Genomic DNA, 8,460 nt, shown 5'->3' with positions numbered 1-8,460 from the left:
CTTCGCGTAACGTTTCTTCAAGTTCGCCAAATTCGCTATCGCTTAATTGTTTACCATCTACAAGCGGTGCAAACCCAACTGAATTTTTTTCTTCGACTAATGCAACACTTTGCTCAAATGCCGCAATTTCTACTGCGGTAATAGCACTGTCGTAGGCATCGTTAAATTCACGGTCGATTGATTTTTTTTTGCGTTGGTATCCTGGGTTATCAAATGCAGCAGGAAATGTGTCGAGTACTTCATCTAAAAATGAATCTATGTCGTCACTAAGTTGCTTGCTTTGACCTGCATGCATAAACAGCGCGATAGGCTCTCTGTGATCATCGTAATTATTTACGTATAACCATTCGTTTGGTGTTGGGCGGTCTTTTGCGTGTTGCTTAAGTTTATCTTTAACAAGCGTAAAGCGCCCATGGGCAGCCTCGCCCATTACATAAACGTTGTAACCAGGTAGTTCCATCCCTAAAGAGAAATCTAAGGCACTTTGGGCGCGTTGTTGGCCTATAAATGTTAGTTGCTCGGGGTATGGATTGCTCATACACGTATGTACGTGATTAGTAGAAATACTCGGTGCGAGCTTTGAAACAGATAGTGGCAGCAATTTTTTCGTCATTCTAACTTCTTTTTTTACCAACATATTCGCTGGCCTTTGGGCGTATTAAGTGGCCCGCAGCCACTTAATAATTATATTTAAGGGTGCAGCGCCTTACGACTAAAATAGATTCCATCACATTCAATACACGGTGTAATTTGTGTCGCGTGATAAACATCGTAACTATGGGTGCAATTCTTACATACTAATGTGCCCATGGCTATCCATTCGCCTGCGTGATACACACCATTGTGCTTAAAATCTTGACTAAGAGATTGCCACTCAAGCTGAGTTTTATCTTCTATGTGCGAAAGCTCAAACCATAAGGACTCTTTAAGCTCTTGCCATGCAAGCGAATTATAGTGCGATTCGTTTTCTTGGACATGTTCTATATCGCGCTGTAAATAACTTTTATATAAAGCGTATCTTTCTTGCCCTAAATCTTTAAGTGCCTGCTCAGATTCAACAAATCGAGTAACTGCGTCTTTTACTTCATGATCTTTTACATCTTTTAGCCATTTGGTTAAATCGCCAAGCCATGCTTTATAATCTGCCATTTTTTACTCCTTCAAAATTGCTGTTAAATCACCCTATAACTTAGATAAGTATAGGTTAACCTGAACTGAAGGTTAGAATTTATCAAAACCGCGTTTTTGACGCTGTGAATAGCACTTTATTTGGGGTATCCTAATGGCAATTTTTTATTAGTTTGCAAGAAGTCTGGAACCATAGATGCAAGAGCAATATAACCCGCAAGATATAGAGTCAAAAGTACAAAGCTACTGGGAAGAAAACCAGGTATTTAAAGTCACTGAAGATGAGAGCAAAGAAAAGTATTATTGCCTTTCTATGTTTCCTTATCCGAGTGGTCGACTGCATATGGGTCATGTACGTAACTACACCATTGGTGATGTTGTTTCTCGTTTCCAGCGCCTGCAAGGCAAAAACGTAATGCAACCTATGGGTTGGGATGCGTTTGGTTTACCTGCAGAAAACGCTGCTATTAAAAACAAAACAGCACCTGCTAAGTGGACATACGAAAATATTGATTACATGCGTACACAGCTTAAGCAATTAGGTTTTGGTTATGACTGGGATCGCGAAATAGCGACGTGTCATCCAGAATACTACAAGTGGGAGCAGTGGTTTTTCACTAAGCTTTACGAAAAAGGCTTAGTGTATAAAAAAATGTCGACGGTTAACTGGGATCCAGTGGATCAAACAGTATTAGCTAACGAGCAAGTTATTGACGGTCGCGGTTGGCGTTCAGGCGCTGTGGTTGAGCAAAAAGAAATTCCACAGTGGTTTATTAAAATTACCGACTACGCACAAGAACTACTTGACGATTTAGACAAGTTGGAAGATTGGCCAGAGCAAGTTAAAACAATGCAGCGTAACTGGATTGGCCGCTCTGAAGGGTGTGATATTGAATTTAAACGCACCGATAACGACGAAACTTTTAGTGTATACACAACTCGTCCAGACACCTTTATGGGTGTTACGTATGTTGCTGTTGCTGGTGGTCACCCTATTGCACAAGAAGCCGCTAAAAATAGCGATGCTGTTGCAATGTTTGTTGAAGAATGCAAAAACACCAAAATTGCCGAAGCAGACATGGCAACAATGGAGAAAAAAGGCATAGCAACAGGCTTTTACGCAACTCACCCATTAACGGGCGAGCAAGTACCAATTTGGGTCGCTAACTTTGTATTAATGCATTACGGCTCAGGCGCTGTTATGGCGGTACCTGCACACGACCAACGCGATTTTGAATTTGCAACGGCTTACGGCCTAGATATTAAACAAGTAATTGCACCGGTTGAAGGCTCAGGTCTTGAAGTAAACCTTGAGCAAGAAGCATTTACCGATAAAGGCGTACTTGTAAATTCAGGTGAATTTGATGGTCTTGATTTTGACGCCGCGTTTAAAGCCATTGCCGACAAGCTTGAAGCACTCGGTGTTGGGGAGCGCAAAGTAAACTTCCGTCTACGTGACTGGGGTGTTAGCCGTCAGCGTTATTGGGGTTCTCCAATCCCAATGCTTAGCGACGAAGAAGGCAAAGAACTTGCAGCAACAGAAGATATGCTACCAGTTCGCTTACCAGAAGATGTGGTAATGAATGGTGTAACGTCACCTCTTAAAGCAGACCCTGAATGGGCTAAAACAACAGTAAATGGCGCACCTGCGTTTCACGAAACTGACACGTTTGACACCTTTATGGAATCATCTTGGTACTACGCACGCTACTGTAGCCCACGCTACGACGAAGGCATGCTAGATCCAGCGGCTGCTAACTATTGGTTACCAGTAAACCAATACATTGGTGGTATTGAGCACGCTATTTTACACTTATTGTACTCGCGATTTTTCCATAAATTATTACGTGACTTTGGTTTAGTAAATTCAGACGAACCGTTCGACCGCTTACTTTGTCAAGGTATGGTGCTTGCTGAAACATTTTATCGTAAAGATGAAAAAGGCGGCGATGTATGGATTTCGCCAAGCGATGTAAATACCGAAACCGACGACAAAGGCCGCGTAACTAAAGCATGGCATAAAGAAGACGGTGAGCCGGTATTCTCATCAGGCATGAGTAAAATGTCGAAGTCTAAAAACAACGGTATAGACCCACAACAAGTAATTGCCCAATACGGTGCAGATACAGTACGTTTATTTATGATGTTTACAGCACCACCAGAGCAAACGCTTGAATGGTCAGACTCAGGTGTTGAAGGCGCACATCGCTTCTTAAAACGTGTATGGAAATACGCAGTAGACGTTAAAATAGTAGGTTACCAAGCACTTGATAAATCAGCGCTCACTAACCCGCAAAAAGTATTACGTCGCGACTTACACAAAGCAATTGCTAAAGTGACTGATGATGTTGAACGTCGTCAAACCTTTAACACCGCTATTGCAGCCATTATGGAGCTTTCTAATAAGTTATTAAAAGCACCACTGAGCGACAAACAAGATGTAGCGATTGCTAACGAAGCACTTGAAGCATTAGTTATTATGCTTGCACCTATTACTCCGCATTTATCACATGAGCTTTGGAAAGAGCTTGGTAAAGAAGGCGAGATTTTAGATGCGCAGTGGCCAAAAGTTGACGAGTCGGCTCTTGTTGAAGATGAAAAACTAATCATCGTACAAGTAAACGGCAAGCTTCGCGCTAAGTTAACAATGGCAGCTGATGCCACTCAAGAGCAAGTAGAAGCCCTTGCGTTTGCAGAATCTAACGTAACTAAATTTACGGATGGCGCAACTATTCGTAAAATCATTTACGTTCCAGGTAAACTACTTAACGTGGTAGCTAACTAATATGGCTGCATTTAACGCCATTAAAAATGGACTAGCCTTAGTGCTAGTCTGTTTTTTGTTATCAAGCTGTGGCTTTCATTTAAAAAAAGCCTCTAGCTTGCCTGATAACTTAAAACAGCTAACACTTGTAGGCGATGATGAAAAATCGACTTTATTTACTGAGCTTAAAAAAGAGCTTAAAGCGAGTAACGTAGAGCTAGTATCGTCAGCTAAAGATAAAGCCCAATTGTATTTACGCAAAGAAAGTATTGAACGCCAAACTCTTTCGCTGTTTCAAAATGGTCAGGTTGCTGAATACGAACTTGCTTATGGCGTGTCGTATGTAGTTAAACTCCCAGGCGAAAAAGCGATAGAAAAACGTTTTGAGCTTTACCGTAATTACCAAGACGATCCGGATCATGCATTAGCAAAAGCAAAAGAGCTTGAGCTACTCATTAGCGAGATTCGTGAGCAAGCCAGTCGTCGTATTGTTAGAGAGCTGTCGCAACTATAATGCGCTGCTATGCTAATCAACTACCGAGTGAATTAAATAAAGGGCTAAAGCCCTTTTATTTAGTATTTGGTGAAGAGCCTTTTCAAGAAGCGCAGTGCGTACAACAAATTCGCGACTGTGCTAAGCAACAAGGTTTTGATGAAGTAATTAAGTTTACTTTAATGCAAGGATTCGATTGGCAAGAAATCATAGCCCAGTATCAGAGCATGTCGCTGTTTAGCGCCCGCACTATTATTGAGCTTGATTTAAACCAACAAAAGCTAGGCGTTATTGGCAGCACTACCTTTAAAAAAGTAGTTGAGCTGGTTAATCCCGATACTATTTTAATTGTTAAAGGCGCTAAAGCCAGTCAAGAAGTACAACGTGGTGCGTGGTTTAAAGCCCTTGATAAACTAGGCGTGTTCGTACCTTGCTACCCACTTACGGGCTCTCATGTAAAACGATGGCTTGATGAGCAATGCCAACGTTTATCACTTAATATGCAAAGCGACGCCAAAGTAAGCTTAATAAATGCCACTGAAGGCAACTTATTAGCCTGTTTTCAGGAGCTTGAAAAGCTCTCGCTACTACACGGCAATGCATTAATTACTCAGCAACTAGTTATGCAAGGGCTGTTAAATCAAGCCAAGTTTGATATTTTTGATTTAAGCGATGCACTATTAAATGGCCACGCTAAACAAGCTATAAAAGTACTAAACAAACTTGCCAGCGATAACACCGAAGTGGTGAGTATTTTGTGGGCTATAACCAAAGAGCTTAATACACTTATAAGTGTGCAACTTGGTTTATTAAATGGCGAACCCATAGCAAATTTATTTAAACAAAAAGCAATTTGGAAAAACCAACAAGGTCCAGTTCAAAACGCAATTAACCGTTTAAATATGCACACACTGGAACAAATAAACAGTGATGTTGCGTTGTTTGATGCCAGTTACAAGCAAGGTAATTTAATTGCACCTTACCAAGCGCTTGCTCATATTTGTATTAAATTTTGCCAGCCGCTCAACATTCCTATGCCGTGCCACGCGGTTAATTAATAAATAATGGGTGTTAAATGATCGCAATTTTTGGTGGCACTTTCGACCCCGTCCATTTAGGCCATCTAAATATGGCGCAGCAATGCGTTAATGCGTTTAATTTAGATACGCTTTATTTTATGCCCTGTGCACTCCCTGCACATAAAGCAGCTCCGGGAATTAGTACGCAGCACCGTATTAATATGCTAAACGCAGCTATTGCACCTTATCCTCATTTTGAACTCGATTTAAGAGAGCTTAACCGAGCTGGTCCATCGTATTCGCTACTTAGTTTGCAAGAACTTCGTAAAGAGCACCCCACTACACCTATTTTATTTTTAATTGGTATGGACTCGTTTAACAATCTCGATAAGTGGTTTGAGTGGAAGGCAATAACACAGCTTTGCCATATTGTGGTGTACCAGCGCCCAGCTCAACATTGCACTGTAAAAGGTGAGCTCAAAAGCTATATGCAACACGCAAATGCTGGCGAAGTAGCGGCACTTAAACACTCACTTGCAGGTAAACTTTATTTTTTACCGGGCGAAATGCTCGATGCGGCCTCAAGTACAATTCGCAAGCAGCTAAAAAAAAGTAATAAAAAGAATGAACTATTGCCCGATGCAGTGAGTCATTACATAGAAGTGCATCAGCTCTATCAAATTGATGCTTAAAAACTCCTAGCGTGTTAAAATGCGCGCCATTAAATTTTTAAATTGAGACAAAACCTTGGATTCAAAACAACTACTCGCCTTTGCTATGGACAAAATTGACGATATGAAAGCGCGTGACATCGTTCATATTGACGTAACTGAAACATCAGATATTACAGATTACATGGTAATTTGTTCTGGTACTTCTAAACGCCACGTACAGTCAATTGCCGATCACTTAGCAAAAGAAGCGCGTCATGCAGATTCAGAGCCACTAGGTTATGAAGGTGAAGGCGACGGCGAATGGGCACTGGTTGATTTAGGTGATGTGGTTGTACACGTGATGCAAAACGAAGCACGTAGCTATTACGATCTAGAAAAACTGTGGGGCTAAACGCTCACTCATTTTAGACAATGCTTGGAAGTAATACGTGAAAATACAAATGATTGCTGTTGGTACTAAAATGCCAGCATGGGTAGAAACGGGATTTGCAGAATATCAGCGCCGTTTCCCTAAAGATATGGCGCTAGAGTTAATCGAAATTCCAGCCGGTAAACGTGGTAAAAATGCAGATATAAAGCGTATTTTACACATTGAAGGTGAAAAAACATTAGCGGCTATTCCAAAAGGCAATCGTATTGTAACGTTAGAGGTAACAGGGAAAGCACTCGATACTCACCAACTTGCTAAAAATATGGAAAAATGGCAACTCGATAGCCGCGATGTAAGTTTACTTATTGGCGGACCTGAAGGACTTGCTCCAGAGTGTATTGCAGCGTCTGAGCAAAAATGGTCGTTATCTAATTTAACATTGCCGCATCCTTTGGTGCGTATAATTGTTGCAGAGAGCCTTTACCGAGGCTGGAGCTTAAATAACAACCATCCTTATCATCGCGAGTAACCCCTTGCCATGCTAAAACATAGACCCACTATTCGTGACCACTCCGCAGAAGCAAACTTATTTGCTAGGCGAGCATTCGTGGGTTTTGTTTTTGTATTAGGATTAGTCGCAGTATTACTTTCTAATCTTTATACTATTCAGGTCGAAGATCACCAAGACTACCAAACCCGCTCCAACGATAACCGCATTAAAGTTATTCCTATTGCACCCAACCGTGGTTTAATTTACGACCGTAACGGTGTGCTACTTGCAGAAAACAAACCTGTTTACAATCTTGAGGTCATCCCCGAAGAGGTAGACGACCTTGACGAATCGCTTGATCAAATAAGTAAAATAATTGCGATTACAGAGCAAGACAAACAAGACTTTTTAAAAGATATAAGACACACCCGTCGTTTTAAATCACAAGTATTAAAAGCCCGCTTAGACGAAACAGAAGTGGCGAAGTTTTCGGTTAATCAACATAAATTCCCTGGTTTTAGCATTGAGGCACGCCTTGCACGCTACTACCCATTTGGTGACACACTAACGCATGCGCTCGGTTATGTTGCCAAGCTTAATAGAAAAGAGCTAAACCAATTAGAACAAGAAGACCGTGCAACCAATTACCGCGCCACACATGATATTGGCAAACTCGGCATAGAAAAATATTACGAAGAAACACTGCACGGTAAAGTAGGCTCACAACGGGTAGAAGTTAATAACCGTGGCCGTGTAATACGCACCCTGAGCATGACCCAACCGCAACCTGGTAGCGACCTAGTACTTACTTTAGACGTGGGCTTGCAACAAATAGCACAACATGCGCTTAAAGATATGCGTGGCGCTGTTGTAGTTATGGACGCCAAAGATGGCGGCGTGCTGGCACTTTATTCAAACCCAAGTTACGATCCAAACTTATTTGTACACGGCATTAGCAGCAAAAATTATAAAGCGCTGCTTAACCAAGACCGACCATTAATAAACCGTACTACGCAAGGTCGTTATGCGCCGGCCTCTACTGTAAAGCCTTTAATGGCAGTATTAGCGCTTGAAGAAAATATAGTAAATGAGTCAACATCAATGTGGGATCCTGGCTTTTTTCAAATTCCAAATGTTGAACATAAATGGCGAGATTGGAAACGTTGGGGCCATGGTCATGTAGATGTATATAAAGCGATTGAAGAGTCGTGTGATACCTATTTTTACGATGCGGCTTATCGATTAGGCATTACTAAAATAAGCGATTTTATGGCCCGTTTTGGCTACGGTGATTTGTCAGGTATTGATATTCACGAAGAAACTACTGCTATTCTACCTTCAAAAGAATGGAAAGAAGGACGCTTTAAAGAGTCTTGGTGGCGCGGTGATACTATTTCGGTAGGCATTGGCCAAGGTTACTGGACTGCCACACCTATTCAAATTGCAAATGCAACTAACATATTAGTTAATCGTGGTATTAATCATCCACCTCATTTGGTGCAAGTAATAAAAAAAGATAACG

The 8,460-nt window shown here is 41.4% G+C and carries 9 protein-coding genes; 7 read left to right on the top strand and 2 right to left on the bottom strand.

Annotated features, from left to right (window positions below):
* Together H5072_RS06405 and H5072_RS06400 are read right to left on the bottom strand one after the other, a co-directional pair.
* Positions 1-613: Lon-like protease helical domain-containing protein (locus tag H5072_RS06405; protein ID WP_259395899.1), on the bottom strand; the 613-nt coding region annotated here is incomplete at its 3' end.
* 77 nt (positions 614-690) lie between these two features.
* Complete coding sequence (locus H5072_RS06400) at positions 691-1,149, bottom strand: zinc ribbon-containing protein (RefSeq protein WP_002958528.1); 459 nt, start codon at positions 1,147-1,149, stop codon at positions 691-693.
* A 175-nt stretch (positions 1,150-1,324) separates the two neighbouring features.
* Here H5072_RS06400 and leuS point away from each other — a divergent pair, with 175 nt between their 5' ends.
* The 7 genes from leuS to mrdA all read left to right on the top strand — a co-directional run.
* On the top strand, positions 1,325-3,913 hold the full coding sequence (gene leuS / locus H5072_RS06395) for a leucine--tRNA ligase (protein ID WP_182693039.1): 2,589 nt from the start codon (positions 1,325-1,327) through the stop codon (positions 3,911-3,913).
* 1 nt (position 3,914) lies between these two features.
* A complete protein-coding gene (gene lptE, locus H5072_RS06390) occupies positions 3,915-4,406 on the top strand; it encodes an LPS assembly lipoprotein LptE (protein WP_024594704.1) in 492 nt (163 codons plus the stop codon).
* Positions 4,406-5,443, top strand: coding sequence for a DNA polymerase III subunit delta (gene holA / locus H5072_RS06385; protein ID WP_182693038.1), 1,038 nt, complete (start codon positions 4,406-4,408; stop codon positions 5,441-5,443). Before lptE ends, holA begins: the two co-directional genes overlap by 1 nt.
* A 17-nt stretch (positions 5,444-5,460) precedes the next feature.
* On the top strand, positions 5,461-6,096 hold the full coding sequence (gene nadD / locus H5072_RS06380) for a nicotinate-nucleotide adenylyltransferase (protein ID WP_024594705.1): 636 nt from the start codon (positions 5,461-5,463) through the stop codon (positions 6,094-6,096).
* 55 nt (positions 6,097-6,151) lie between these two features.
* Positions 6,152-6,469 carry a ribosome silencing factor gene (gene rsfS / locus H5072_RS06375; RefSeq protein ID WP_002958523.1) on the top strand — a complete coding sequence of 106 codons (318 nt, stop codon included), beginning with the start codon at positions 6,152-6,154 and terminating at the stop codon, positions 6,467-6,469.
* Positions 6,470-6,506: 37 nt separating this feature from the next.
* Positions 6,507-6,977 carry a 23S rRNA (pseudouridine(1915)-N(3))-methyltransferase RlmH gene (rlmH, locus tag H5072_RS06370; protein ID WP_182693037.1) on the top strand — a complete coding sequence of 157 codons (471 nt, stop codon included), beginning with the start codon at positions 6,507-6,509 and terminating at the stop codon, positions 6,975-6,977.
* A gap of 9 nt (positions 6,978-6,986) precedes the next feature.
* Positions 6,987-8,460 (top strand): penicillin-binding protein 2 (mrdA, locus tag H5072_RS06365; protein WP_182693036.1); only part of this gene is annotated, 1,474 nt, incomplete at its 3' end.

Origin of the sequence: Pseudoalteromonas sp. SR45-5, assembly GCF_014163565.1 — a bacterium.
In the GTDB taxonomy this organism is placed as follows: Bacteria; Pseudomonadota; Gammaproteobacteria; order Enterobacterales; family Alteromonadaceae; genus Pseudoalteromonas; species Pseudoalteromonas distincta.
Note: the sequence above shows the minus strand (reverse complement) of the source record. Positions and strands in the feature narration are given on the sequence as shown.

Excerpts from the sequence above, each read along its gene's own strand:
- lptE (WP_024594704.1), top strand. The coding sequence starts at position 3,915 with ATGGCTGCATTTAACGCCATTAAAAATGGACTAGCCTTAGTGCTAGTC.
- H5072_RS06400 (WP_002958528.1), bottom strand. The coding sequence starts at position 1,149 with ATGGCAGATTATAAAGCATGGCTTGGCGATTTAACCAAATGGCTAAAA.
- nadD (WP_024594705.1), top strand. The coding sequence starts at position 5,461 with ATGATCGCAATTTTTGGTGGCACTTTCGACCCCGTCCATTTAGGCCAT.
- holA (WP_182693038.1), top strand. The coding sequence starts at position 4,406 with ATGCGCTGCTATGCTAATCAACTACCGAGTGAATTAAATAAAGGGCTA.
- leuS (WP_182693039.1), top strand. The coding sequence starts at position 1,325 with ATGCAAGAGCAATATAACCCGCAAGATATAGAGTCAAAAGTACAAAGC.